Source organism: Sorangium aterium, from assembly GCF_028368935.1.
In the GTDB taxonomy this organism is placed as follows: Bacteria; Myxococcota_A; Polyangia; order Polyangiales; family Polyangiaceae; genus Sorangium; species Sorangium atrum.
Genome location: NZ_JAQNDK010000007.1, coordinates 183,521 through 208,102, shown reverse-complemented (window position 1 = coordinate 208,102; position 24,582 = coordinate 183,521). Strand labels below are relative to the sequence as shown.

Genomic DNA, 24,582 nt, shown 5'->3' with positions numbered 1-24,582 from the left:
GCTCGTGGCGGCGCCGCCGCGCGCCTCGAGCGTCTAGTTCCGCCCGCCCGAAGTCCGGCCAGGGGATGGCCGGACTTCGGCGCCGCTTCGCGGCGGCTTCGCGCGGGCGCCCCCTGCCCGCCTGGCCGCGCGCCCCGCCCTACCGACGCGGGCCCGGCGCGCGCTTGCGAGCCTCGGCGACCGTCTTCTCCAGGGCCGCCACGGCGCGCCCGACGCCGTCCTCGGCGCGGAGCTTCTCCCCGAGCCGCTGCGCCCGCTCGCGCATCGCGCCGTCGCGCGCGAGGCGTGAGATGGCCTTGGCGAGCCTGTCGGTGGTGAGCTTCTTGATCGGCAGCGGCGCGACGCCCACGCCGAGGTCGGCGATCCGCTGCCCCCAGAGCGGCTGATCGTAGCCGAACGGCACGGCCATCGATGGGATCCCCGCGCGCATCGCGGCCGCCGACGAGCCGGAGCCGCCGTGATGCACCATCGCCGCCACGCGCGGGAGCAGCCAGTCGTAGGGCACCGTCTTCACCTTCAGGACGGTGTTCGGGAGCTTGATGTCCTTGAGCCCTCCCCACCCGGCGATCAGGATGCCGCGCTGCCCGGCGCGCTCCAGCGCGGCGACGACCTCCTGCGTCAGCTGCTTCGGATTGCGCCCGACGATGCTGCCGAAGCCGATGGCCACCGGCGGGTCCCCGGCCGCGAGGAACTCCTTCAGCTCCTCGGGAGGCTGGTAGTCGCGCCCTTCATCGAAGATCCAGTAGCCCGTGACGTGCATCCAGTCCGCCCAGTCCCGCGGCTTGGGGAGGACCTCGGGGCTGTACCCGAACAGGTGGCTCGTGTTCCGGATCGTCCGCAGCTCGTCCCGCCAGTGCCTCGGGGGCAGGCCGAGCTCCTCCTTTCGCCACCGGTTGATCTGGTCCGAGCCCGTGCGCGAGACGGACTCGGCGAGGAGCCAGGTCAGGCGGTTGTAGAGCGGCCCCAGCTTCCACACCGGCGCGTGGAACGGGTTTGGAAATCCCCACGTCGGGATATGCGGGACCGGATTCGGGCTGACGACGACGTAAGGAATGCCCATCTTCTCGGCGATCGATGGGCCGACCTGCAGCCAGGGCCAGCACAGGAACACGTCGGTGCCCCGGACAGCGTTCCAGCACTCGCGCAGGTGGTTGACGACGTACGTTTGCAGATTTTCACTGAGAAACTTGCTGAACTCGCCCGCGTGACCGGACTGCTCGCGCAGGGCGACGGCGAGGCGGCTGGAGTAGAACTCCTCCGCGCTGCCGCCGAGCTGTACATACTCCAGCCCGCACTTGCGGACGAACGGCTCGAAATCCACCTGTGTGGCGAACCGCACCTCGTGTCCGGCAGCCTTGATACCGGCTGCGAGCGCGACGAGCGGCTGGACGTCTCCTCGTGAACCGCTCGCGACTACCGTGTAATGCATCGTAATTCTCCTGGCCGTCTCCTTCGAGCGGCCCCTCTCCCGACGTGGCCCGGCGGCGCGTGACAGCTCCGCCCTCCGCTCCCCTCCGGGAGAGCGGCGAGTCGAGAGGGGCGCGCCGGGCCGATCCAGCAGGCTACGCCGTGATTCGAAGTCCCCTGCACACGAGATCGGAGAGCTGCGCGAGGGACAGGTCGCTCGGGGGTTGCTGGTCCTCTCCGAAGACGTCCTTGTAGGTGAGCGACCGGCCGATGCGGTCCTTGAGCAAGAGCACGAGGTGGATCACGTCCATCGACTTGATCCCCAGGTCGCCCATCAACGTGACGTCAGGCGTGAGCTCGCCGGGCTCCTGGTCGAGATCCGCCATGAGCTCCTCGACGGTCTCGATAACGCAACGCCACACGTCCGCCTTCGTACGTACCTTCATTCTCGCTCCTTTGCTTCCAACCCTTGCTCGGGATGTTCATGGATCGGACGCCCACCGGAGAGCCGCGGCCGCGGCGCGCAGGCGTCCTTTGCTGCCACGCGGGACAGCAGGCTCGCGACGCGGCGCTCGCCGTCGTCGCCGAGACGATACCAGGCGTCGAGCTCACGCTGGTCGAGCATCACGTGCGCGAGCGCCCGCGCCCAGATACCCCAGCTCGCGCTCAGGAAGGAGCGATCGACCGCGTCGACGGCGCCGGCCGTCGCCCCCGCCTCCGCCTCCCGCGGTGCGCCGCTCTCCGGCGGCCCGCCGCCGAACAGCAGGCGATGGATCGCCCCGGGGAAGCGCACGAACCGCTGCTGGAAGCCCTCGACGCGGGCCACCTGCGCCCCGCTGCCGTCGACCATCTCGAACGTCGCCTCCGTGGTGCCCGAGCGCTCGAGGCGGACGTGCCCGCGGCAGCGCACGCGCCCGCCCCGCGGCAGCGACCGCCGATACCAGACGACGCGCCGGGCCTCGAACGGAAACACCCCGAACTGGCGTTCCCCCCGCTCGAGGAGCCAGAACGCGACGAGCTGACCCGTGCAGTCGAGGAGCGCCGGGTCGAGCCGGAGCTCCAGGGCGTCGAGCCCGGGCAGCGCGGTGATCGCCAGCTCGGCCTCGATGCTGCGCTCTCCGACCGCGAGGACGCGCTCGATCCCGCGGTAGGAGCGCCCGTGAAAGGCGAAGCCCGAATAGAAGCGCTCCGCCGACCACGCGCGGGGCGGCAGCGCGCCTGGGTCGGGCGGGAGCGAAGGCGGCGGGGCGGGCAGAGGAGCGGCGGAGACGTGTACCGTGCCCTCGAACGCCAGGTGCCGCCGCGGGCCGCCGACCTCGAACAGCCTCACCCTCACCCGGGCATCGCGCCCGTCCTCGGGCATGCGCTCGGCGTGGACCGCCACCGTGAGCCTCCCTCGGTCGAGCGCCAGCCATCGCCCCGCGCGGATGTCCGAGAAGGACGCGGGCGGCACGCCGGTGAGCCGCCAGGCTGCCTCTGCGAGGATCTCCAGGCTGAGCGTGAACGGAAGCACGGGCAAGTGAGCCCCGCCCGCCCGGCGCTGCGGTGAAGGCGGCCCGAGGCTGTGATCGAGCACGAACGGGTCGCGCCGCCAGTCGAAGCGCCGCTCGGCGTGCAGCTCGCGGCTGTCGAGCCGCAAGACATCGCCGAGCAGGGGGCAGCCCGCCTGCGCCGCGGCCGCGGCCTGCGCCGCCGCCGGTTCACCCGGCCGCGCGGCCGACAGCGGCGCCGGGGCGGCGCGGGCGAACCGCGTCACACGCCGGGCCGCCGTGAGGACGCGCGCCTCGCGCTCCCCAGCCTCGGCCATGAGCGCAGCATGGAGCGCGCGGATCGTGAGCGCGCGGCGCCCAGGATCCGCGGCCTGCGCGGCGCCCCCGCCGCGCGGCTCCAGGGCGGGGGCTCGCCCGCGGCTCGCCTCGCGGCCGCCGGGCTCGACCGGCGCGGGGGTGCCCCGCAGCACCGCGTCGCACAGCAGATCGAGCGGCTCGACCCGGATGGCGAGGCCATGGGCGTACAGCTCGCCCACGAGGTGCTTCAGCTGCAGGGTATCGCCCCTGTGCTGGGATGAGGCGGGGACGGCCAGGTGCGGCTTCCCGCGCAGGGTGTCCTCCACGAACGCGGTGAGCCGGTTGTTCGGGCCGGCCTCGATGAACGTCCGTGTCCCGCCGTCGTACAGGTCCTCGATCATCTGGCGAAAACGCACTGGGGAGGACCATTGCGCGGCCAGGAGATCGAGGGCCGCAGACGGCTCGTCCGGCACCGGGCTGCAGGTCGCGCAGCACCGCACCGGCGTATGGGGCACGCCCGTCTTGAAGCGATCGTAATGGACGCGCAGCGCGCGCTGCCACTCGCCGAACAGCGGTGTGTGATAGGCGCGCTCGAAGGGCATCCGTATGCAGACGGCGCCGGCGCCGCCCATCGCGTCCACCGCCGCCTCCACCGCAGGCAGGGTCCCGGCGATCACGACCTGGCTCGGGCAATTGTCCATCGCGATGAACAGCTGGCCCTCGTGGCGCGCCAGCAGCGCGTCGAGGAGGCCCCGGTCGAAGGCGTTGACCGCGACCATGCGCTCGGGGAGCGGCGGCGCGGGCACGGCCCGGCCGCTGAGGCCGATGTGAGCGATGACGTCGCAGAGCGCGCGCCGGGTCGACACCTGGATCGCGCCCGCCGCGATGAGCGCGGCGTGCTCACCGTTGCTGTTGCCCACCATGACGTCGGCGCGCACGCCGAGCGAGAGGAGCATCTCGTGGGAGGCCAGGCTGGCGATCAAACCCACCTGCGCCCCGCGCTCCATGTCGACGAGCCGGCGCTCCCGGGCGAGCCGCTCGCCCTCGCTCGCCGCGGGCTCGCGCGGAAACACGATCTCGCTCGGCGGCGTCTCCCGCGCGCTCGCATACGCTGCGTCGAGGGCGTCGAACCACGCGCGGGAGGCCGGCCAGTGGCAGTAGAGCTGCTCCAGCATCCCCTCGTACTGGGAGCCTTGCCCCGGGAAGAGGAGCGCTACCTGGCCTGCCGGAGCGCCGCTCCCACCATAAATGCCGCTCCGCACGCGAAGGCGGCCCTCCCCCGAGCGCGCGAGCGCGGCCTTGCCGCGCCGGAGCTTGTTCGCGAGATCGCGGCGATCGAGCGCGATGACCGCGAGGCGGCGCTCGGCGACCGGCTGGCGCGCATGGTCGCGCGCCAGCCGGCGCAGGGAGACCGAGGGCTCCGCCTCCGCGCGGGAGATGAGCGCGTCGATCGCGCGCGTCAAGCCCGCGCCGTCAGAGGAGGACAGGAGGAACAGCTCCGCCGTGTCGCGAGCAGGCGCGACAGGGGCCGAATGCGCCCCAGGGGCCTCCGCGCCGCGCGCCTCCTCTGCGATGGATGCCACTCGTGTCAACTGGCTCCCTTGCCTCGATGCGTCCGGCCGCGGAATGACCGCCCAGGCCCAGCGCGCGCGGAGTCTCCCCGAAAACGATCTCCATCGCAAGGCGAGAAGTGATCTGGACGCAGGGATTCGCCGCGGGGCCCCTCGCGCAATTTTTGCTGTGTGAGCATGTAAGTATGCGAGATATCTTCTGTTTCATGGCCAATGGCGCGACGAAACCTCCCGGAAGCTTTACAATACTTCACAATGGATAAGCCAAAGCTTCATGCCCGCGCACGAGGGTGTTTCGCTGTCCGACTGCGGGATCCGGGACACGGCGAGATCGCCGCGACCGTGAAACGCCGGGTCGAGGTGATCGAGGGTTGACAGACTTTGCATCCGAACCAGAATCCGTACGCCCGATCGCAGTCCCGAATTGGCTGGTCTGCGGCCGGGCGATGCGGGCCCTCGCTGGCTTTCAGGTGTCGTGGAAGGCGCTCGCGCGCCAGGTGCAGACATGAAGAACATCCTTGTCACGGGGGGCGCGGGCTTCATCGGCTCGAACTTCATCCGGTATGTGCTGGCGGAGAGGCCCGGGGTGCAGGTGGTCACCCTCGACGCCTTGACCTATGCGGGGCGCCGCGAGAGCCTGACCGGGCTGCCGGAGCAGCGGCACGCCTTCGTGCACGGCGATATACGCGACAGGGAGCTCGTCGAGCGCCTCCTGTCCGAGCGGCGGATCGACACCATCGTTCATTTTGCTGCGGAGTCCCACGTGGACCGATCGATCGCCGGCCCGGAGGCGTTCATCGAGACGAACGTCGTCGGCACGTTGCGCCTCCTGGAGGCCGCGCGCACCGCGTGGCTCGGCCGCGGCGCCGCGGAAGGCAAGCGCTTTCACCACATCTCCACCGACGAGGTGTTCGGCTCCCTCGGGCCGACCGACGCCGCGTTCCACGAGGGTACACCCTACTCGCCGAACTCGCCCTACGCCGCGTCGAAGGCCGCCAGCGATCACCTGGTCAACGCCTACGTCCACACCTACGGCCTGCCGGCGACCATCACGAACTGCTCCAACAACTACGGCCCGCGGCAGTTCCCCGAGAAGCTCATTCCGCTGATGATCCTGAACGCGCTGACGGGCAAGCCGCTGCCCGTCTACGGCGACGGCGCCCAGGTGCGCGACTGGCTCTACGTCATCGACGGCTGCGAGGCCATCCTGCGCGTCCTCGAGCGCGGCCGCGCCGGACAGAGCTACAACATCGGCGGCGGCAATCAGCCGACCAACCTCGAGATCGTCCATCAGATCTGCGCGTACCTCGACACCCGCTTCCCCGAATCGCCTTATCGGCCGTACAGCAGGCTCCTCCGGTTCGTCCCGGACCGGCCCGGGCACGATCGGCGGTACGCGGTCGACTTCCGGAAGATCGAGCGCGAGCTCGGCTGGCAGCCGCGCTTCTCCCTGGAAGAGGGGCTGCGCGAGACCATTGAGTGGTACCTCGCCAACCCGGAGTGGCTGTCCGCGATCGGGCGGCGCGACGATTACCACGGCTGGATCGAGCGGAACTACACGAAGCGAGGAGTGGACCAGTGAAGGGAATCATTCTCGCCGGGGGCCGCGGCACGCGCCTCCACCCGGTGACCCGGGCCGTGAGCAAGCAGCTCCTGCCGGTCTACAACAAGCCGATGGTCTATTACCCCCTCTCGATACTGATGCTCGCGGGCATCCGGGAGATCCTCGTGATCAGCACGCCGGAGGACCTGCCGCTCTACCAGCGGCTCCTCGGCGATGGCCGGCAGTGGGGCCTCACGCTCGCCTATGCCGAGCAGGACCAGCCGCGCGGGCTCGCCGACGCATTCCGCATCGGCCGCGGCTTCGTGGGCGGCCAGCCCGTCGCGCTCGTGCTCGGGGACAATATCTTCTATGGCACTGGGTTCCCGGAGACGCTCCGCCGCGCGGCGCGGCTCGACGTGGGCGCGGTCGCCTTCGCGTACCCCGTGAGCGATCCGCACCGGCACGGGATCGTCGAGCTCGACGCATCAGGGCGCGTGATCAGCCTGGAGGAGAAGCCGCGCGAGCCGCGCAGCCACTTCGCCGTGCCGGGGATGTACTTTTACGACGGCAAGGTGTGCGACATCGCGGCGTCGCTCAAGCCTTCGGCCCGCGGCGAGTACGAGATCACTGATCTCAACTGCGTGTACCTCGCGCGCCGGGAGCTCAGGGTCGAGATGCTCGGGCGGGGCACCGCCTGGCTCGACGCGGGCACGCACGAGTCGCTGCTCCAGGCGTCCAATTTCGTGCAGACGGTCGAGCTGCGCCAGGGGCTGATGATCGCCTGCCCCGAGGAGGTCGCCTACCGCATGGGCTTCATCGGCCGGGAGGCGCTGGCCGCGCTCGCGGACGAGCTGCCAGGCGAGTATTCGGATTATCTGCGCAATCTCTTGAGAGAACACCCCGTGCGCCGCTGGGGCACCGCACCGGTTGAGCCTGCGTGAAACAGCGGGAAGGTTGGAGATGAGTCGGCTCGATATCGTACGCTGGATCGATTTCCGCTCCGTGGTGGATGAGCGCGGAGCGCTGACGTTCATCGAAGGGATGAAGGACATCCCGTTCGAGATCAAGCGGGCCTATTACCTGTACGACGTCCGCCAGGACCGGGGAGGGCACGCCCACCGCGACACGCAGCAGGTCATCGTCCCGCTCGCGGGGCGCTTCGTCCTCGAGCTCTCGGACGGGGTAGAGAGCCGGCGGTTCGCGCTCGACTCCCCCACGCGAGGGGTCCACATCGTGCCCATGCTCTTCATCCGGTTGCTCGACTTCGCGCCCGGCACCGTCGTCCTCGTTCTGGCGAATACCCATTACGACAAGTCCCGCTCGATCCGGTCCTGGGAGGAGTACGTGCAGGAGGTGAGGGGAGCGTGACGGCGCGCGCGACGCGGCCGCAGGGCGGCGCTCGCGGCGCCCTGCGCCGCGGCCGGCTCGGGCGGCGCACCGGCGAGGAGAGCGTCGAATGAAGGTCCTGCTCCTCGGCAACTCCAGCCTTGCGCGGAGACGCGTGCTGCCGGCTCTCGCGCGCCTCGGCGTGCGCGACATCGATGTCGCGTCGGTCTCCCGGAGCGCCGACGTCGCCTTGCCGCCCGGCGCGGCGGGCCGCTGCTACGACGACTACCGCGCGGCGCTTGCGCGCAGCGACGCCGCGCTCGTGTACGTGTCGACGATCAACTCCACCCACGAGGAGCTCGCCGAGCGCGCCCTCCAGAGGGGCTTTCACGTCGTCGTCGACAAGCCGGCTTGCCTGTCGGCCGAGGCCTCTCGCCGCCTCGTGCGGCTCGCCCGCAAGCAGGGGCGGTGCCTCGCGGAGGCCACGGTCTACGGGTATCACCCGCTCTACCGCGAGGTCCGCCGGATCTTCGGCGACACCGGCCGCTCGCCCACGCGGCTCACGGCGACGTTCAGCTTTCCTCCTCTGCCGGCGGACAACTACCGTTACCGCGCCGCGCTCGGCGGCGGATCGCTGCTCGATCTCGGGCCGTACGCGGTCACCCTCGGGCGGCTCTTCTTCGCCTCCGCGGCGCCGGAGTCGATCGCTTGCCGCGTCGTCGAGCGCGCCGGCGAGGTCGAGTCGTCTTTCAGCGTGCTCATGACCTTTCCGGGCGGCCGCTCCATGGTCGGCCATTACGGGATGACCACCGGATACCAGAACCGCCTGGAGGTCCTCGGCCCAGACGTGGTCGTGACCATCGACCGTGCGTTCTCGCCCCCCGCCGATCAACCCATCCAGCTCGGCGTGAGCGAGCGCAACCATCGGCGGACGGTCGATGTCTCCACGGCGGACAGCTTCGCGGAGTTCTTCCGCAGCGTCTTCGAGGCCATCGCGCGCGGCGAGCACGAAGAGTTCGCCAGGGATCTGCTGGCCGACGCGATCCTCCTCGATGAGCTGCGCCGCGCGGCGCTCTGAGCGCGCGGCCTCACCGACCGCGCCCCCTCGACTTCGAGCGCGCTCTAACTCTTACCGTGCTCCGCCAGAGGTGCTCCTCGAGGGCTGGACCAGAGGACAACGGAGGACTCGCTGCGCGCGCCGTACTCGGCGAACGTCATCACCACCTGTCCTCGACCGCCTCCACCCGCACCTCGCACGCGCCATCCCCCCTGAGCGGCGACTTCGTCTCTTGCGCGCGGAACCGCGTCCCCATCTTGAACAGCCCGCCATACGTCTCGGCGTCGATCGGCCGCGCCGTCCCGAAATCGACGCGGTGCAGGAGCTGCATGATCGCGAGCGCCGTTCCCTGTTGAAACAGGAGCCGCCCCCGCGCCGTGGACCCGTGCTTCATGGCGTAATACGCGCTCTCGTGCGTGATCGGCGCCCGCAGCACGAGCGCCCGGCCCGGCTGGAACTCCGGCGCGGAGAGCGCCCCCCAGCCGAGCGCGCGGGCGAGCCCGAGCAGCTGCTCGAGGCGCTCGTGCTGATCCCTGCCCACCGGACCGCACGCCGCCTCGAACGACGAGGACGAGAGCATCCCCCCGAGCAGGTGGAACGCGCCCGTCTGCGCCGCCTCCCGCACGAGCGCCTCGAACACCGGGACGAGCTCGGGAGACCGCCGCTCGATGAGGTGCACCGTGTCGAACGTCTTCTGATCGATGTAGCCCACCGGCACGAGCGCCAGGTTCACCCCGTACGCCGAGATGAGACCGCGCTCGTCGGACCGCAGCGCCCCGAGCTCCTCGAGCATCGCGCCCTCGACGCGCTGCGCCCGCGAGAGCGGCCCGCCGTCGGGCTCCCAGCGCACGCGCGCCGACTCGATCTGCTTGCGCGTCAGCGCCTCGCCGAAGCGCGGCCGCTCCGACCGCCGCGTCAGCAGGAAGGTGCAGGCCGCGTCGCCCCGCGCGACGCACGTCACCTCGTCGGCGTCGAGCCGCCCCCAGTCGGACGGGAACGCGAGGCTCGCCGCGGCCGCGCAGTAGCCCGAGGCGAACGCGTCCACCGCCAGCCGGTTCTGGACGCGACCGCCGTACTTCGCGAGGAAGCTCGTCCCGTGGAAGAGCGAGTCCGCGTGCACCACGCCGCCCTCCGCGCTCACCTCGAACCGTAGCCGCCCCTGCCCCATCGCGGCGAACAGCTCGCCCGCGAGCTCGAGCTTCTCCCGCGGCGATGCCCCGTGGCGGTCCTCGTACAGCGGCTCGAGCAGCGCGTGCGCCGCCTCGAACGCCGCCTGCCGGCGCACGCCGCGGCTCTCCCCGCCGAGCGCGTCGAAGATCGTCTGCTCCAGGAAGAGCGCGAAGTGGTGCGAGTGCGCGACCACCAGCTGATCGGCCACGTGGAGCAGGCCGTGCGGGAGGATCGGGCCGACCAGATCGCCGAGCGGGCCCTCGATGCGGCCCCGCAGGCCGTGCCGGAGCGCCGTCACAGGAGCCTCCGGAGCGCGGCGCGCTCCAGGCCGAGGATGTCCGCGACCGCCGTCTCGACGAGCACCATCGCCTCCGCGCCGAGCCCGTCGGGGTGCTCGAGCGCGAGCGGCGTCAGCCCGGCGCGCAGGGCGAGCCGGAGCCGCGCCACGTGAGGCTCCGGCGCGCGCGCCTCGAGCAGCGCGAGCAGCCGCTGGATCCGCGCGACCTCGGCCGACGGCGGATCGACGGGCGGCGGCGTCCCGCCGGTCCGGCGCGCCGGGATGCTGGACGAGCCCCTCGGCGGCGCCGACCGCGCGACGCCCCGCACGAGATCGTCGACCGTGTCCGCGCTGAGCGGCTCCTCGAAGAGCCCCGACGGGTCGCTCAGCATCTCCTCGGGCGGCTCCTCGAGCGGCAGCTCGGGCGCGAGCGTCGCGGCGAGCCGCTGCGCCACGAGCCGCGCCATGCCGAGCGGCATCGTGGCGTCGAACAGGCTCGCGACGACGCACGCGCGGACGCGGCGCAGGAGGACGGTCCGGCCGCTCAGCTCCAGCGTGACCACCGGGTCCGGGAGCTCCTCCGCGCGGCCCTGCGAGCGCGGCGGCTTGCTCGACGATCGCGCGCCGCGGCTCCGGGCGGGCCGGATCGAGCCCTCCCGCTCCGGGACGAGCCGCTGCGCGGCGAGCTGGCTCCCGAGGTACGCGTCGCGCAGCCCCGCGGCCACGTCGCTCGGAGAGAGGGCCGCGCCCTCGCGGACGAACACGGCGTGGACGCGCGCGTCGCCGAGGTGGAACACGACGATGGCGTCGAGGCCGCCGACGCCGTAGCCGAGGCCGTCGAGCGCGATCGGCGCGAGCGGGTCGTCGTCGTCCAGCGCGCCCGCGACGGCCGCGACGCCACGACCGAACGAGGGCTCGCCGTGCTCCGCGCTCACCCGACGACCCCGACCGCGGCGTCGAGCGCGTGCCGGCACGCGATCCGGACGGCGTGCGCCTCGCGCGGCGTGAGCGGGCCCGGACGCATCAGGCCGACGATGTACGCGGCGGAGCGCACCTGGAAGCCGATGAGCTGGAAGAACGGCCCGTCGCCGACGCAGAGCTCGAAGCGCTGCGACGGGGCGCCAGGCAGCGCCGCGACGAGCGAGCCGATCGCCGACGCGATGAGGCCCGAGGCGGCGAGCCTCGCCTCCGTGTCGCGGATCGCGCCGGCGAACGGGAGCCCGGCTGCGTCCGCGAGGAACACGTCCGTGGCGCCCGTCGCCTCGGCGATCCACTCGATCACCCGCTCGCAGCGCGCGACCGGCCCGCCTGCCGCGGCGAGGTCCGGGAAGCGCGGCGCGCGGCCCGCCGAGAGCGCCTCGATGGCGCCGTCGAGCCGCTCCTCGAGGGGCTCGCGCGCCGCCGCGAACGAGGGCGGCGAGCCCAGAGGCCGCAGGTCGAGCGGCGCGCCGCGGCGCGAGTCGACGTCGTCGGCGGACGAGGGCAGCGCGCCCCGGAGCCCGAGCTCGCCGCCCACGCCGGGGCTCGACAGGGGGCTCGACATGGGCAGGAGGTCGCTCGAGGGCGCGAGCTCCTCGAACGACGGCGAGAGCGGCGACGAGGACATCGGCTCGGGCTCCACCCGCGAGGGCGGCGGCCGCGACTCGAACGACACGAGCGGCTCGACTGCGGGCGCGACCGACGCGGCCCGCGGCCTCCGCGACTTCGACCGCTTGACCAGCGCCGCCGCGGTGACGACGGCGCCGTCGACATCAAAGGAGGAGCGAGATCGGGCCATCGTCGTCGTCCGGCGAGGTGGGGTCCAGGCGAACCAGCACGTCGTTCGCGAGCTGATCGAAGACACGCGCGAGCGGCGGAGGGCGCTTCTGCATGAGCAGGAGCGGCGCCCCGCGGAGAGACGCCTCGAGGAACGCCTCGTCGCGCGGGATGACCGTATCGAGGATGATCCCGTCGGGGAACTTCGTCCAGAGCGTCTCGGCCACGTCGAGCGACGCGGACGCCTGCCGGTCGAACATCGACAGCACCATGCCGAGCAGCGACAGGTGCGGGTTCTTCTCGGCGCGGACGCGATCGATCACCGCGAGCAGCTGGCCGATCGAGCGGAGCGCGAGCGGCTCGGCCTGGAGCGGCAGGAGCGCGTGCGTCGCCACCTCGAGCGCCCGCGTCGTGACCTTGCCGAGCCCCGCGGGGCAATCGACGACCACGATGTCGAAGTCGGGCGAGAGCCGCGCGAGAACGCTCGGGAGCACCGGCCCGCGGGCGAGCGCGTCCTCGAAGCCCGCGACGGTCGTGGGATCGACCCGGCCGACGGTGAGCACCTGGAGCTGCGGCTCGCGCGTCCGGAGCAGCACGGACTCGAGCCGCTCGGCGCCCGTGAGCAGCTCCGCGACGCCCGGCCGCGCGCGGTCGGCGAGGCCGAGCGACAGCCCGAGGCTCCCCTGCGCGTCGAGCTCCAGGATCAACGCGCGGTTGCCTGCGCGCCCGAGGGCAAGCCCGAGGTTGAGGGAAATCGTGGTCTTTCCGACGCCGCCCTTCTGGCTCGCGACCGCGATGACGTGCATGGACTCCCTGCCGGCGCGCTGTCATGGCGCCCGGGGGCCATCCTAACAGGACGGGTGCGGCTGAGAACTAGTCCCGTCCCTGACGAGCGCGAACTAGAGCAGCGAGATCCGCTTCATCAGCGTGCCGCACAGATCGCTCTGGGGGTTGCGCTCGCGCTCGATCTTGAGGCCGGCGCGGAAGATCTTGTCGGCGCTCTCGACGTTGCCGAGCACGACGTGGCAGAGCCCGAGGAGCTCGTGATCGCCGGGATCGCCGTGGATCGACACGAGCTCGGTCAGCGCGGGGACCGCGGCGCGGTGGGCGTCGATCATCGCCTCGGTCGGCGTCGACGGGACGCCCTTGGCGAGGATCATGAGCCGCAGCACCTGGCGCTGATCCTCGGGGCGCTGCTTGAGGAACTCCGGCTTCTGGAAGAGATCGCGGTACCCCCGGTAGGCCGCGTCGAGGTCGCCACCGCGCGCGAGGGCGACGATGGTCTTGACCGCCTGGACGAGCGTCTCATTCGGCATGACGAGACGATACACGGCCCCGCGCCCCGCGGCGAGACCGCCGCTGCACCGGCGCGGCGTGTCGCCGAAAAGCCGCGCGCGTGGACGTCGCGCGCTTCCGTCACCGTCGTCTGCGCGCGCGGAGCCCGGCAAAGCGGCGCTTGCGGCCGCTGTACGGCGTGGTAGTCGCGTTGAGCTCGGTTGCCCATGCGCTGGTCGTCCCTCTGTTGCCTCTCCGCGATTGCCCTCGCCGCGCCTGCGGCGCTCGGGCAGCCTGAGCCGCGCGCCGAGGCGCCCGTGGCGCCGCAGATCCTCGAGCACGTGGACCCGGAGTACCCGCCCGAGCGGCTCGCGGAGGGCGTCGACACGACGGTCACGCTGTTCGTCACGGTCGAGAAGGACGGCACGGTCAGCGACGCGGTCGTGGCCGAGTCCGGGGGCGCGGCGTTCGATGACGCGGCCATGAAGGCCGTGCGGAGGTGGCATTTCTCGCCGGCCATGCGCGGCGGCACGCCGCTGCGGGCGCGGATCCGGGTGCCGTTCCACTTCGCGCCGGGCCCCCACGAGCAACAACCCGCGCCGACGCAGACCGAGGCGCCGAAGGCGGCGGATCGCCCGGCGGCGCCCCCGCCGCCCCGGCCGGCGGCGCCGAAGCCGGTGGAGTTCGCCGGGGGCGTCGCGGGCCCGCACGCCGTCGCCGAGCCCGGCAAGCCGATCGAGATCCACGTGCAGGGCCGCCCGAACCCGCCGCGCCGCGCCGCGAGCGACTTCCGGATCGGCCGCGCGGCGCTCTCCGCCGCGCCGCACGCGACCGCCGCGGATCTGCTCCGCACGGCGCCCGGCGTCCACGTCGCGCACCCCGAGGGCGAGGCGGTCGCGCAGCGCATCTTCCTCCGCGGGTTCGACGCGGAGCACGGCCAGGACGTCGAGCTCCGCGTCGGGCAGATCCCGCTGAACCAGCGCTCGCACCTCCATGGCCAGGGCTACGCGGATCTCAGCGTGATCATCCCGGAGGTGGTGCGGTCGCTCCGCGTCGTCGAGGGCGTCTACGACCCGCAGCAAGGCGACTTCGCGGTCGCGGGCAGCGCGTACTTCGACCTCGGCGTCGAGGAGCGCGGGCTGCTGCTCAAGGGCACGCTCGGCTCGTTCGGCACGCGGCGGCTGCTCGCGCTCTGGGCGCCGGAGGGCCAGTCGGAGGACACGTTCGGGGCCGCCGTGGTGCGCACGACCGACGGCTTCGGCGACGGGACGCGCGGGGCGATCTCCGGGGGCGCCGTCGGCCAGTACCGCGTGCCGCTGCCGGACGAGTACTCGGCGCTGCTGCACGTCGCGGCCCACGGCGGCCGCGCGAACCTCGCGGGCGTGCTCCGGCGCGACGACATCGAGGCGGGGCGCGTCGGCTTCCACGACGCCTACCCGGATCTCGCGGCCCGCGCGCAGTCGGCCGCGTCGACGCGGCTTCAGCTCGCGCTGAGCGTCGAGCGGTCCGACGACGACGGCTCTCAGAAGAGCGCCTGGCTCTGGGCGGCGACGACCGGGTACCGGAGCCGGATGAACTTCACCGGCTACACGCAGCGCTCGCGCCGGCGGCCCGAGTGGGTCGGCAGGGGCGACCTCATCGAGCAGGCGAACCAGGACGCGGCGCTCGGCGGCGGCATCGCTTACCGCACGCCGCGGATCCCGCTCGCGTCCTGGCTCTCCGGCCAGGTCGCCGTCGGCGCCGAGGTGCAGACCGACGGCATCGACCAGGCGCAGAACCTGCTCCAGCCGCCGCAGAACGAGACGTGGGATCAGCGCGTCGACGCGTCGATCCAGCTGACCGGGATCGGCGCCCACGCCGACGCGCTGCTCGAGCTGTCGCATTACGCGCGCCTCCGCGGCGGCCTGCGCGCCGACCTGCTCGTCTTCGACGTGGACGACCGCATCGGCAACTTCATCCCGGCGGCGCAGAAGGAAACGCACATCGAGGGGTTCCGTCGCACGGCGGCGGGCCTGGCCGCCGGCCCGCGGGTGACGCTGGAGCTCGATCCGCTGCCCGCCCTGCGCGTCTCCGCCTCGTACGGGCACGGCTACCGCTCGCCGCAGGCGCGGCTGCTCGAGGACGGGGACAACGCGCCGTTCGCGACCGTGAGGAGCTACGAGGCCGGCGCCACGCTGCGCCCCGGCGGCGGCCTCAGCGTGACCGCGGCCGCGTACGAGACGCGCCTCTCCTACGACCTCGCGTTCGACGCGGCGGAGGGCGCGCTCGTGCGCATCGGCCGGACGACCCGCCGCGGGCTCGTCGCCTACCTGCAGGCCGCGCCGAGCCCCACGCTCACGGCGGGCGTGAGCGCGACGCTCGTCCACGCCACGCTGGACGAGCCGCCCCCGCCGACGCCAGAGAACCCGTCGCCGCCGTACGTGAAGGGACAGCAGCTCCCGTTCGTGCCGCCCGTCGTGGTGCGGGCCGACCTCGCGCTGAAGCGGCCCGTCTTCACGATCGCCGGCGCGCCCGTCGAGGGTCGGCTCGGCTACGGCGCGACGTTCCTCTCCCCGCGGCCGCTGCCGTACGCGCAGACCGCCGCGCCGGTCTTCGTGGTGGACGCGTCCCTCTCTCTCCGGCGGAGCCTGCGCGTCGGCCGCGACGCCGCGCAGGGCGGCCCCTGGATCGAGGTCGGGGTCGAGGCGCAGAACCTGCTCGACGCCGAGTACGCCGACGCCGAGTACTCGTTCAAGTCGACCTGGCCCGGCGCCGGGGGCGCGTCGCAGCCGTCGATCCCCTCGGAGCTGCCGGCCCGGCACATCAGCGCCGGGTCGCCGCGCTCGATCCTCGCGAACGTGACGCTCTCGCTATGAACGCCCCGAACCTCTCCCCTGGCGCGCGCCGCCTCCTCGCCGCTGTCCTCCTGGGGTCGCCCGCGTTGTCCGCATCCGCCTGCGCCGGCACCGGCCAGCCCGAGGTCACGTACGCGGCGCACGCCGAGGCCGACGTCCCCGGGGAGATCGCCGCGGGCGCGTGGACGATCGCGCTCGACGAGGCGACGGTCGCCTTCGGCCCGGCCTACTTCTGCGCAGCGGACTCCGGCGCGTCGACGCTGTGCGAGACCGCGATCGCCGAGCTGACCACGATCACGCGCGTGAACCTGCTCGACCCCGCGCCGCAGCCGCTCGGCCTGGTCCACGGCTTCGAGGGCGAGATCCGGAGCGTGTCGTTCAACTACGGCATCCACTGGTTCTCGACCGAGTCGTCGCCCACGCCGGCGCCGGAGGCTCCCGGCGTCAGCTCCGTCCACCTGCGCGGGCGCGCGACGCGGGGCGCGGAGGCGCTCGACTTCGAGGCCGACGTCGACGCCGTGCCGCAGCGCCAGGGGCTGCTCGCGGTGCCGAGCCTCGCGGTCGCCGCGAGCGTCGGCGCCGCGCCGGTCCGCCTCGCGGTCCGCTTCGACGTCGTGGACGAGTGGCTCGCGAGCGTCGATTTCGACGCCCTGGCCGAGGGAGGAGCGACCAGGGTCGCCATCGCGCCGGGGTCGCCCGCGCACCAGCGGCTGCGCTACGACATGATCGCGGTGCACCGGCCGCAGTTCCTCTGGTCGACGTCGCCATGAGGCGGTCTCCGTGAGCCGCCGTCCGGCCCGCGCGACGGCCGCAGCGCGGCGGCGGCCTGGCCGGAGCCCCGCCTGCCGGTGGCGAGCGCGCTGGCTCGTGGCGCTCGCGCTCGCGGCGCAGCTGTGCAGCCTGACGCACGCGTTGCTCGTCCGGCACGCCCGCTGCGAGCACGGCGAGCTCGTCCACGCGGCGACGATCGCAGCCGCCGCGGCGACGCTTCACGCCGAGCGCCGTCCTCCCGGCGACCAGCCCGGCGCGCCCGGAGCGCGGCCCGGCGGGGGTGACGACCTGTGCGACGCGCTCGCGCCGCGCCACGAGGGCGACGAGCACTGCGACGCGTTCGCGCTGCGCGGCCAGCTCGGCGCGCCAGTGCACTGCGTTGCAGAGGCCACGCTGCTCGAGGTCGTCCGCCTCGCCTCGATCCAGCCCTCGCCCGAGGTCCGACCCATTCCCTTGCTGATCCTGGCGCCGAAGAGCTCCCCGCCGGCGGCCTGAGCATCTCACGAGGCCAGAGGGTGATGCGGGCGCTGGGCGCGCGAGGAGCGCGGGCCTGCGCTCGCCGGGCGCGTTCGTGCGCGCTCGTCGGGATTTCGAGACGACTCAGGAGCTTGATCATGATGCAGAGACTGAAGGTGACAGGGTTCATGGTGGCGGCATGCGCGCTCGCGCTCGTCGCCGGGTGCGGCGATGAAAGCGGCGCGACGTCCGAGACCGGCGCCGTGCAGATCTTCGTGGAGCCGGAGGACACCATCCCCGAGGGCCTGGAGCCGGGCACGGGGGAGGAGAACATCGCTGACGGCTGGAAGGTCACGTACGAGCGGTTCCTCGTGACGATCGGCAACGTGCGCGCGGCGCGCTCGGATGCCGAGGAGACGCTCGGCGATGCATCGGTGTTCGTGCTCGACCTCAAGAACGCCCCGGCGACGAGGTACGTGATCGCGAATTTCCAGGACGTGAGCGCGGTGCGCTGGGACCGCTTCGGGTTCGACCTCCCGAACGCGAAGGCGGGGGTGAAGACGCTCCCGCCCACCACGGCGGCCGACGTCGACCTCATGGTCGAGGGCGGCTATTCGCTGTTCTTCGAGGGATCCATCGAGAAGGCGGACGGCGAGTCGTGCCCGCCGCCCGGTGGCGCGTGCGTCCCCGCGGCTCGGGTGCGCTTCAGCTGGGGCCTCTCGGCCGGGACGTCGTTCGACGATTGCGCGACCGAGGACGGGATCAACGGGTTCAGCGTGCCGACCAGCGGCACGGTCGCGGTGAAGCCGACCATCCACGGCGACCACTGGTTCTTCGACAACATAACCGCGGGCGTGGAGCTGACCAAGCGCTACGCGCAGTACATCGCGGACAGCGATCTCGACGGCGACGGGGAGACGACGATCGACGAGCTCAAGCAGGTGAACGCCGCCGATGTCTTCGGCGACGAGTACAACCTCGCCGGCGCGTCCGGCGGCCCGATCGAGACGGCGTACGACTACGTGGTCGCGCAGGCGCGCACGCTCGGCGACTTCCAGGGTGACGGAGAGTGCCCGAGGCGCGCCGTGCTGCCCTGATCGGGTGAAGGCGGCGGGCTGCGCCGATCGCGCCCCGCTTCGCTTTACCGCCTCTCCTTTTCAAGCACGGCGCTATGCCGGGCCGAGCTGACAGGCGCTCGTACACCCGTCGCCGTCAGCCGTGTTGCCGTCGTCACATTGCTCCCACTCCGGGTCCACCACGCCGTCTCCGCACACCGCGCCGGCGCTCGCCCCGCCCGCGCCCCCCGCTGCGCGTAGCTGGCAGTCGCTCGAGCACGCATCTCCATCCGCCGTATTGCCATCGTCACATTGCTCCCACTCCGGGTCCACAACGCCATCTCCGCACACCGCGCCGGCGCTCGCGCCCCCCTCGCCCCCCGCTGCGCGTAGCTGGCAGTCGCTCGAGCACGCATCTCCATCCGCCGTGTTGCCGTCGTCGCATTGCTCCCACTCCGGGTCCACAACGCCGTCTCCGCACACCGCACCCGCGCTCGCCCCGCCCGCGCCCCCCGCTGCGCGGAGCTGACAGTCGCTCGAGCACGCATCTCCATCCGCCGTGTTGCCGTCGTCGCATTGCTCCCACTCCGGGTCCACAACGCCGTCTCCGCACACCGCGCCGGCGCTCGCCCCGCCCACGGCGCTGCCTCCGGCCGCGCAGTCCGTCGAGGAGGAACAACATTCGACACACGCCCCCGTGCCCGAGCTCTCCTCTGGCGAGTCGACCCCTTCGATGAAGCGCACCTCGCACGCGGCCTGCATCAAGAACAGCCCTGCGACGGCGAGCAGCGGACGGCGCGAAAGAAGATGATGACGCATGACTCTCCCTCTCGAAGCGAAGCCGAGTTTTGCCTCGCTCTGGTAAGTGGACGCGAGCTCCTCTCCGTGGCTCACCAAAATCAACGAGTCAGAAGAATCCGGCGACTCAGAAGCTCACCTGCAGGCCGAGGCTCGGAAGCAGCGCCGGGCGCCCGGTGCGGCCCACCTCCACACCAGCGATGGTGAAGACAGGCTGTCTTGCGAGCACGAGGACGTCGAGCGCCGCGTGGGCGGCGAGGTACGGCAGGACGCGGGCGCCGAGGCCGGCCCCTGCGGAGACGCCGGCGGTGAGCCAGTCCTGACGCCGGTCGCGATAAGGAGGGTTCGCCCGGCCGGCAACCGTCACATGATAGACGCCCGCGCCGAGCGAGATCACCGGATGGATCCGCCACGCCTCGGGGCCGGCGGCGTACGCCAGGCCGATCATGGCCGCGGTCTGCCGCAGCGCCACGCGCCCGCCGGGAGCGTCGAGGTTCCTGGCCATGACGGCCGGCACGAGGGTCCCGCGCAGGGAGACGCCGGCCGCCAGATCGTATCCCACGCGGAAGTAAGGCCCGGGGACGACCCCGACGTCGCCGGCGAACGCTGCCAGCCCCGCCTCGACGCTCAGCCGGCGCTCGTCGGACGTGGGCGCCGTGGGCGCCCGGGGCGCGGCGCTCCGGGGGTCGAGCCGCCCGGGCGCGGCCGACCCGCGCGCGGCCCGGGATCCGCCCGCAGGCGCGGCCGCCCCGCTCGCCGCCGTGGCTCGATCCGCGGGCGCGACGGCCGCTCGCGGCTGCAGCAGCGCCGCGTCGAGCGCGATGGCCTCGCGCCTCGCCGGCGCGGCCGCGTCGGCGATCCATTGCGCCACCCGCGCGGGCAGCTCACGCCGCTGCTCGCCGCTCAGCTCGAGCAAGCTGGCCCGGAGCAGCTCCGCCGACCGCACGGCGAGATCGCTCGCCGCGTTGCTGGCACCGGGGACGCCGAGCTCCACGCGGCGGACCAGCGTCTCCTTCGTCGCGTGATCGGCGATCCACGCGTCGGCGACGGCTCCGCGGTCGGTCTCGAGGATGACGATGGCCGCGAACACGCCGTCCGCGCCCTCGATCTGCGCGCGCCCGTCGACGCCCGGCGCGCCCTCGAGCGAGCGGACCGAGAAGCCCACGGCGCGCAGCTCGCCCGCGAGGCGCACCGTGGCCTCCTCGACGACCTTCCCTGCGTGCGGCGCGCGCACGACGATCACGCCGATCTCCTCCGCGGCGCTCGCCTCCCGGGACACGAAGAGCGCGGCGCACAGCGCAAGGGCAAGCCCGAACCCGCTGCGCCTCATGGGCGGCGGAGGATCGCCGCCGCGGCGGCCGCGAACGCCCCGCGCGGGTGGTGCGCGAGGTACTGCTCGGCGATCGGCCGGGCCGCGCCGTCGCCCTGGGAGGCGCGCAGCACGATCATCTTCCGCCCGAGCGCCTCGGCTGCGAGCGAGCCGGCCGGCGACTCGGCGAGGTACCGATCGTACCAGTCGATGGCCGCCGCGGGCGAGCCCGCCTCCGCGATGCGACCGAGGAGGAACGCCGCCGAGCGCGCCTCGGGCGAGCCGGGGAAGCGCGAGCGCTCGGCGAGCAGCGAGCGCCGCGCGAGGTCGTTCCGCCCCGTGTAGCGCGCAGCATCGGCCAGCGCGGCGATCTCCGGGAGCGGGCTCGCGGCGATCGTCGCGTCGACGCCCCGCGCCTCCGCCACCGCGATCGCCCCGGCGAAGTCGCCGCGGGCAACATGCTCGCTGCAGCTCCCCGAGGCGGGCGCAGGCGCCGCGGGCGCGCGGACCGCAGCCGAAGCTGGCGCGAGCGTCGCCATCGGATCGGTCGCTACCGGCGCTCCCGCCGCGGCCGGCGCTCCCGCCGCGACGGGCGCTCCCACCGCGACCGGCGCTCCCACCGCGACCGGCGCTCCCGCCGCGGCTGCCCCGCCCATCTCGGCCGGCGCCCCGGCGTCCTCCGGCATGCCCATCTCGGCCGGCGCCCTGGCGTCCTCCAGCACGTCGGTCCTCGCCGGCGCGTCGGCTTCGCGCAGCCCGCCTCCTTCTGGCGCACGCGCGCCGGCGGCGCTCAGGTCCGCGATCGTGAGCTCGCCGCGGACCACGTCGGCGACCAGGCGCTGGCCGCCCTGGAGCGCCACGCCGCCCGACGCGAGCGGGCCGCGGACCGCGACCGAGCCGCTCTGCATGGTCAGCTCGAGCCGCTCGCGCTCCCAGCTCAGGTCGAACTCCGTACCCGTCACCCTGACGGTGAACGGCCCTGCCGCCGCGACCCACTCGGCCTCGGGCAGGTGCGCGACCCGGAAGTGCGCGGCGCCGCCCTCGATGTGGATCTGCGCGCCGCGCGCCGTCACGCGGGCGATGCGCCCGCGCGCCCCCGGGGCGAAGCGGACGGTCGTCCCCTCGCTGAAGCGCGCCGTCGCCCCGCTGGTCCCCCCGCGCACGTAGGTGTCCGCGAGCGCCGCGCCGTCGGCGCGTTCTCCCGGCGCGACACCGTCGACCTGGTACGACAGGCGCGCCGCCGGACGCAGCGCCCAGAGGCCCAGGATCACGAGCAGCGGCGCGAGCGCCGCCGGCAGGAGCCAGCGCCGCCGCGGCGCGAGCGGCAACACGGGGCGCTCGACCTCGTCGATCAGCCGCGCGCGGCCGCGGGCGAGCGCGCGGTCCGCCGGCGAGGCCGCCCCCGCCTCGCGCGCCAGCGCCGCGAGCCGCCGCAGGGCGACCTCCGGCGACACCCCGGGCTTCGGATCAGCCATCGCTCGCCTCCTCCACCGGCTCGACGTAGGCCGCGAGGAGCGGATCCCGCTCGGCCATCGCGTGGACGCGCGCGGTCACCTTGGCCAGGTGGCGCTTGGCCGTGGCCAGGGACATCCCGCTCGCCTGCGCGGTCTCCGCGAGCTCCAGCCCCTCGATGTGCCGCAGCACGAAGAGGAGCCGCGCCCTGTCGTCCAGCCTGTCGAGCAGCGCGTAGAGCCGCGCGAGCGCCTCGCGCGCGCCCTCGTCGACGCCCTCGGCCGGCTCATCCGGCAGCACGCCGCTGTCGGTGAGCGAGAACCAGCGCCGGAACCGCCGGCGCCGCAGGGCCGACCGCGCGACGCGCACGGCGATGCCGAGGAGGAACGGCCGCAGCGCCCCGGGATCCCGCAGGTTCTTCACCTCCCGGAAGAACTGCAGGAACGTCTCCTGGGCGTGGTCCTCGACGTCGCCGCCGGGCCCGAGCACGCGGCGGAGCAGGCCGTGCACCAGGGCGCCGTAGCGGTCCCAGACGGCGCCGGCGGCGCCTGGCTGGCCCTCGGCTGCCGCGCGGGCGAGGCCGGCGTCGTCCAGATCGGCCACGGGGCTGGCGCGGACGAGGGTGAGCCGGGGGGCGAGGGCTGCGCTGGGCAAGACCACGGGAGCTGGAATAGGTGGTCGCGAGCGGGTCCCGGTGGCTCATAAAAACGACGAGCGGGCGACCCCCGCACGCGCCCCGCGCAGAGGGAGGCGCCGCTCCACCAGGGAGGCGACGGGACGGGAGCTGTCAGCTGCTCGACGGTCCACACTCGTTCCCATCTACGTCATCGGGGACAGCGTCGTCGAAGGCTCGACGACCGCGCGCATCGCCGGCCCCGGTATCGACGAGCTCGCGCCCATCACCGCCATCAACCTGCGACAAAACCGCCGAGGTGCTCTCCACGAGGCGCCCGTCGCGGGGAAGGCGTAGCTCCGCGCGCTGCGGCTCGAGCTCGCTGGCAGCCGTGGTCTTTCGACTCCTAACGCAACAATCACCGACCCAACAAGGGCTACCGGCGATGCGCCCCCGCGAAGACTGACTTCAAAGCCCATCCGAGCGACATCGGATCACACCTGTCTCCGCCGCTCAACAGAGGGCTTGGCAGCATTCGTCAGTCATCAGCCGCGACTCAGAGTCACAGCCGTCTCCCTCCGACGCGCTGGGCAGCACGAGATCGTCATCGGAAAGGCGATCGAAAGGAAGGCGAAGGCAGCAGCAGTTCGAGCATTTATCTGGCACAGGAGGGTGAGCCAAGAGCTCGGCCACGTGCGGCGACAATCCACGAGCACAGCCCGTCCGATTCATCGCCTCGTTGGGCCGCGTCCGTCAACCGTCAGGAGAGCACGTCGGTGGCCGTCTTCGCCCCAAGGACGTTATCGATCCAGCGGTCGAGGATCGCGATGTCCGTGCATGCGTGAATGCGCGCGCTCTCGTTCACCGTCAGCGCGATCCCTGCGCGCGCAAGCAGCCGCAGCAGCGTATCCCTCTTGCCCTTGAGCTCGCCCTCACGTAGGCCCTTGAGCTCGCCCTCACGTAGGCCCGCGAGCTTGCTGCGATCCATGAGCTCCCGCACGAACGGAAACCTCGCCTCGTCTTCGATCTGCCGCTCCATGACCAACGCCTCCAGAGCCCGCCGCATGGGCTCACGCAACCCGCTCCAGATGACCTGAAAGTAGACCATGGCGTGCTCCTGGTCGAGCCGACCCAGCGCAACGAGCGCAGCCTGGAGCACGGCGAACCCGTTCGGCCCATTGCCGTGCGCCACCGCCGACAGCACGGCCAGCTCGGCGTCCTTCTCCGCGTCCGCTGGGTCGGTGATCTCGGGGACGACGGCCGGACCGAGCACCAGCGGCTCCACATGGCCGAGGCCCAGGCCGAGGTCGATGCTCTCCGCCGCCCAGGCGGCCACGCCGGCGTCCGGTGCGATCACGAGCACGACCGTGCCGCAGCGCTTCTTGGCGCGCACGACCGTTACGTACGACGCGAAACGACGGGAGAACCCGAGGAGCGCTCCAGCGCAAGGGTGGCGGCGCCATGGCGGAGAGTGGCAGCCACCCTCCCCCTCCTTGGTACGCTAGCCCAACGTATCGGCGTTCGGCCGCGCGTGCCAGAGAGACGCCCGAACAGGCCGCCCCGCGGCTGCTGGCGCTCGCGGAGGCGCGGCTCGGCTGAGGCCTCAGGCGCCGCGCAACCTCAGCGCCTCGGCGACGGTCGCCGACCCCAGCGCGAGGTAAGCAAGCCTCTCCTCATCGCCTGACGTCGATTCCTTTTTCTCTTAGGCGCCGGATGATGTCCTGACCGTTCATCTCCCAGAGGTCACCAGGGTCGATCTCTTCCACCTGGCCGTCCCTCCTCTTCACAATCCACACCTCGTATTCGCGATTCTTTCTATTCCTGGCGGTGCCAATCGCGATGGATGCGACCTCCGCGAGACGAAATCCCTTCACGGTCGGCGCGAACCAGAACCCCGTAGTCTGCTCCAGCTTCTGGTCGTCGAGGACGACCCGATCCATCGCCAGCATCGGCGCGAAGAGGCCGCCGGCCACCGCAGAAACTCCAAATGCGATCAAGGCGATTATCATCGGCTGACGCTTCCACAGCAGGAGCGCGCCGATCGACGCAGCGAGCACCGCGATGGCGATCGCAATGCCGGGCACATAGCTTGGGAACCTGTAGATCATGCTGTCTTACCTGACGTA

At 72.7% G+C, this 24,582-nt stretch carries 22 protein-coding genes; 8 read left to right on the top strand and 14 right to left on the bottom strand.

What is annotated here, in order from left to right; translation table 11 throughout:
• Positions 1-139: 139 nt before the first annotated feature.
• From POL72_RS48690 to POL72_RS48680, 3 genes are all read right to left on the bottom strand, one after another.
• Positions 140-1,429: a glycosyltransferase gene (locus tag POL72_RS48690; protein ID WP_272104099.1), complete on the bottom strand. Its 1,290-nt coding sequence runs from the start codon at positions 1,427-1,429 to the stop codon at positions 140-142.
• A gap of 133 nt (positions 1,430-1,562) precedes the next feature.
• Positions 1,563-1,853 carry an acyl carrier protein gene (locus POL72_RS48685; protein WP_272104098.1) on the bottom strand — a complete coding sequence of 97 codons (291 nt, stop codon included), beginning with the start codon at positions 1,851-1,853 and terminating at the stop codon, positions 1,563-1,565.
• Positions 1,850-4,777 carry an acyltransferase domain-containing protein gene (locus POL72_RS48680; RefSeq protein WP_272104096.1) on the bottom strand — a complete coding sequence of 976 codons (2,928 nt, stop codon included), beginning with the start codon at positions 4,775-4,777 and terminating at the stop codon, positions 1,850-1,852. The genes POL72_RS48685 and POL72_RS48680 overlap by 4 nt, the downstream gene beginning before the upstream one ends.
• A 493-nt stretch (positions 4,778-5,270) precedes the next feature.
• Here POL72_RS48680 and rfbB point away from each other — a divergent pair, with 493 nt between their 5' ends.
• The 4 genes from rfbB to POL72_RS48660 all read left to right on the top strand — a co-directional run bounded on the left by rfbB (position 5,271) and on the right by POL72_RS48660 (position 8,712).
• The gene (rfbB, locus tag POL72_RS48675; RefSeq protein ID WP_272104095.1) at positions 5,271-6,347 is read left to right on the top strand and encodes a dTDP-glucose 4,6-dehydratase; all 1,077 of its coding nucleotides are present in this window, start codon (positions 5,271-5,273) and stop codon (positions 6,345-6,347) included.
• Entirely contained in the window at positions 6,344-7,249 is a 906-nt protein-coding gene (rfbA, locus tag POL72_RS48670) for a glucose-1-phosphate thymidylyltransferase RfbA (protein WP_272104094.1), read from the top strand. Before rfbB ends, rfbA begins: the two co-directional genes overlap by 4 nt.
• Before the next feature lie 19 nt (positions 7,250-7,268).
• Positions 7,269-7,676, top strand: coding sequence for a sugar 3,4-ketoisomerase (locus POL72_RS48665; RefSeq protein ID WP_272104092.1), 408 nt, complete (start codon positions 7,269-7,271; stop codon positions 7,674-7,676).
• Positions 7,677-7,764: 88 nt separating this feature from the next.
• A complete protein-coding gene (locus tag POL72_RS48660) occupies positions 7,765-8,712 on the top strand; it encodes a Gfo/Idh/MocA family protein (protein WP_272104091.1) in 948 nt (315 codons plus the stop codon).
• Between the two features lie 139 nt (positions 8,713-8,851).
• Here POL72_RS48660 and POL72_RS48655 read toward each other — a convergent pair whose 3' ends face one another.
• From POL72_RS48655 to POL72_RS48635, 5 genes are all read right to left on the bottom strand, one after another.
• On the bottom strand, positions 8,852-10,159 hold the full coding sequence (locus tag POL72_RS48655; protein WP_272104089.1) for a hypothetical protein: 1,308 nt from the start codon (positions 10,157-10,159) through the stop codon (positions 8,852-8,854).
• The gene (locus tag POL72_RS48650) at positions 10,156-11,073 is read right to left on the bottom strand and encodes a hypothetical protein (protein WP_272104087.1); all 918 of its coding nucleotides are present in this window, start codon (positions 11,071-11,073) and stop codon (positions 10,156-10,158) included. Before POL72_RS48650 ends, POL72_RS48655 begins: the two co-directional genes overlap by 4 nt.
• A complete protein-coding gene (locus POL72_RS48645) occupies positions 11,070-11,915 on the bottom strand; it encodes a hypothetical protein (protein ID WP_272104086.1) in 846 nt (281 codons plus the stop codon). The genes POL72_RS48650 and POL72_RS48645 overlap by 4 nt, the downstream gene beginning before the upstream one ends.
• Complete coding sequence (locus POL72_RS48640) at positions 11,890-12,699, bottom strand: ParA family protein (protein ID WP_272104085.1); 810 nt, start codon at positions 12,697-12,699, stop codon at positions 11,890-11,892. The genes POL72_RS48645 and POL72_RS48640 overlap by 26 nt, the downstream gene beginning before the upstream one ends.
• 93 nt (positions 12,700-12,792) lie before the next feature.
• A complete protein-coding gene (locus POL72_RS48635; RefSeq protein WP_272104084.1) occupies positions 12,793-13,209 on the bottom strand; it encodes a hypothetical protein in 417 nt (138 codons plus the stop codon).
• A gap of 186 nt (positions 13,210-13,395) precedes the next feature.
• Between POL72_RS48635 and POL72_RS48630 the strand changes: the two genes are divergently transcribed.
• The 4 genes from POL72_RS48630 (at position 13,396) to POL72_RS48615 (ending at position 18,326) form a co-directional block, all read left to right on the top strand.
• A complete protein-coding gene (locus POL72_RS48630) occupies positions 13,396-16,023 on the top strand; it encodes a TonB family protein (protein ID WP_272104082.1) in 2,628 nt (875 codons plus the stop codon).
• A complete protein-coding gene (locus tag POL72_RS48625; RefSeq protein ID WP_272104081.1) occupies positions 16,020-16,772 on the top strand; it encodes a hypothetical protein in 753 nt (250 codons plus the stop codon). Before POL72_RS48630 ends, POL72_RS48625 begins: the two co-directional genes overlap by 4 nt.
• Before the next feature lie 10 nt (positions 16,773-16,782).
• Complete coding sequence (locus POL72_RS48620) at positions 16,783-17,268, top strand: hypothetical protein (protein ID WP_272104079.1); 486 nt, start codon at positions 16,783-16,785, stop codon at positions 17,266-17,268.
• A gap of 119 nt (positions 17,269-17,387) precedes the next feature.
• Positions 17,388-18,326, top strand: coding sequence for a hypothetical protein (locus POL72_RS48615; RefSeq protein WP_272104077.1), 939 nt, complete (start codon positions 17,388-17,390; stop codon positions 18,324-18,326).
• A gap of 72 nt (positions 18,327-18,398) precedes the next feature.
• Here the strand turns inward: POL72_RS48615 and POL72_RS48610 are convergent, their stop codons facing one another.
• The 6 genes from POL72_RS48610 to POL72_RS48585 all read right to left on the bottom strand — a co-directional run bounded on the left by POL72_RS48610 (position 18,399) and on the right by POL72_RS48585 (position 24,564).
• Positions 18,399-19,103 (bottom strand): DUF4215 domain-containing protein, encoded by a 705-nt coding sequence (locus POL72_RS48610; protein ID WP_272104075.1) that lies wholly within the window; start codon positions 19,101-19,103, stop codon positions 18,399-18,401.
• A 106-nt stretch (positions 19,104-19,209) separates the two neighbouring features.
• Complete coding sequence (locus POL72_RS48605) at positions 19,210-20,412, bottom strand: hypothetical protein (RefSeq protein WP_272104073.1); 1,203 nt, start codon at positions 20,410-20,412, stop codon at positions 19,210-19,212.
• Positions 20,409-21,866 (bottom strand): tetratricopeptide repeat protein, encoded by a 1,458-nt coding sequence (locus POL72_RS48600; RefSeq protein ID WP_272104071.1) that lies wholly within the window; start codon positions 21,864-21,866, stop codon positions 20,409-20,411. The genes POL72_RS48605 and POL72_RS48600 overlap by 4 nt, the downstream gene beginning before the upstream one ends.
• Positions 21,859-22,503, bottom strand: a complete 645-nt coding sequence (locus POL72_RS48595; protein WP_272104070.1) for an RNA polymerase sigma factor — start codon at positions 22,501-22,503, stop codon at positions 21,859-21,861. Before POL72_RS48595 ends, POL72_RS48600 begins: the two co-directional genes overlap by 8 nt.
• A gap of 713 nt (positions 22,504-23,216) precedes the next feature.
• Positions 23,217-23,849 (bottom strand): RpnC/YadD family protein, encoded by a 633-nt coding sequence (locus POL72_RS48590; protein WP_272104069.1) that lies wholly within the window; start codon positions 23,847-23,849, stop codon positions 23,217-23,219.
• Between the two features lie 280 nt (positions 23,850-24,129).
• Positions 24,130-24,564: a hypothetical protein gene (locus POL72_RS48585; RefSeq protein ID WP_272104067.1), complete on the bottom strand. Its 435-nt coding sequence runs from the start codon at positions 24,562-24,564 to the stop codon at positions 24,130-24,132.
• Positions 24,565-24,582: the final 18 nt, after the last annotated feature.

Bases quoted from the DNA above. Each gene is read 5' to 3' on its own strand.
- POL72_RS48685 (WP_272104098.1), bottom strand. From the start codon at position 1,853: ATGAAGGTACGTACGAAGGCGGACGTGTGGCGTTGCGTTATCGAGACC.
- POL72_RS48645 (WP_272104086.1), bottom strand. From the start codon at position 11,915: ATGGCCCGATCTCGCTCCTCCTTTGATGTCGACGGCGCCGTCGTCACC.
- POL72_RS48630 (WP_272104082.1), top strand. From the start codon at position 13,396: ATGCGCTGGTCGTCCCTCTGTTGCCTCTCCGCGATTGCCCTCGCCGCG.
- POL72_RS48610 (WP_272104075.1), bottom strand. From the start codon at position 19,103: ATGCGTCATCATCTTCTTTCGCGCCGTCCGCTGCTCGCCGTCGCAGGG.
- rfbB (WP_272104095.1), top strand. From the start codon at position 5,271: ATGAAGAACATCCTTGTCACGGGGGGCGCGGGCTTCATCGGCTCGAAC.
- POL72_RS48690 (WP_272104099.1), bottom strand. From the start codon at position 1,429: ATGCATTACACGGTAGTCGCGAGCGGTTCACGAGGAGACGTCCAGCCG.
- POL72_RS48605 (WP_272104073.1), bottom strand. From the start codon at position 20,412: ATGAGGCGCAGCGGGTTCGGGCTTGCCCTTGCGCTGTGCGCCGCGCTC.
- POL72_RS48625 (WP_272104081.1), top strand. From the start codon at position 16,020: ATGAACGCCCCGAACCTCTCCCCTGGCGCGCGCCGCCTCCTCGCCGCT.
- POL72_RS48665 (WP_272104092.1), top strand. From the start codon at position 7,269: ATGAGTCGGCTCGATATCGTACGCTGGATCGATTTCCGCTCCGTGGTG.
- POL72_RS48585 (WP_272104067.1), bottom strand. From the start codon at position 24,564: ATGATCTACAGGTTCCCAAGCTATGTGCCCGGCATTGCGATCGCCATC.
- POL72_RS48640 (WP_272104085.1), bottom strand. From the start codon at position 12,699: ATGCACGTCATCGCGGTCGCGAGCCAGAAGGGCGGCGTCGGAAAGACC.
- POL72_RS48635 (WP_272104084.1), bottom strand. From the start codon at position 13,209: ATGCCGAATGAGACGCTCGTCCAGGCGGTCAAGACCATCGTCGCCCTC.
- POL72_RS48615 (WP_272104077.1), top strand. From the start codon at position 17,388: ATGATGCAGAGACTGAAGGTGACAGGGTTCATGGTGGCGGCATGCGCG.
- POL72_RS48660 (WP_272104091.1), top strand. From the start codon at position 7,765: ATGAAGGTCCTGCTCCTCGGCAACTCCAGCCTTGCGCGGAGACGCGTG.
- POL72_RS48600 (WP_272104071.1), bottom strand. From the start codon at position 21,866: ATGGCTGATCCGAAGCCCGGGGTGTCGCCGGAGGTCGCCCTGCGGCGG.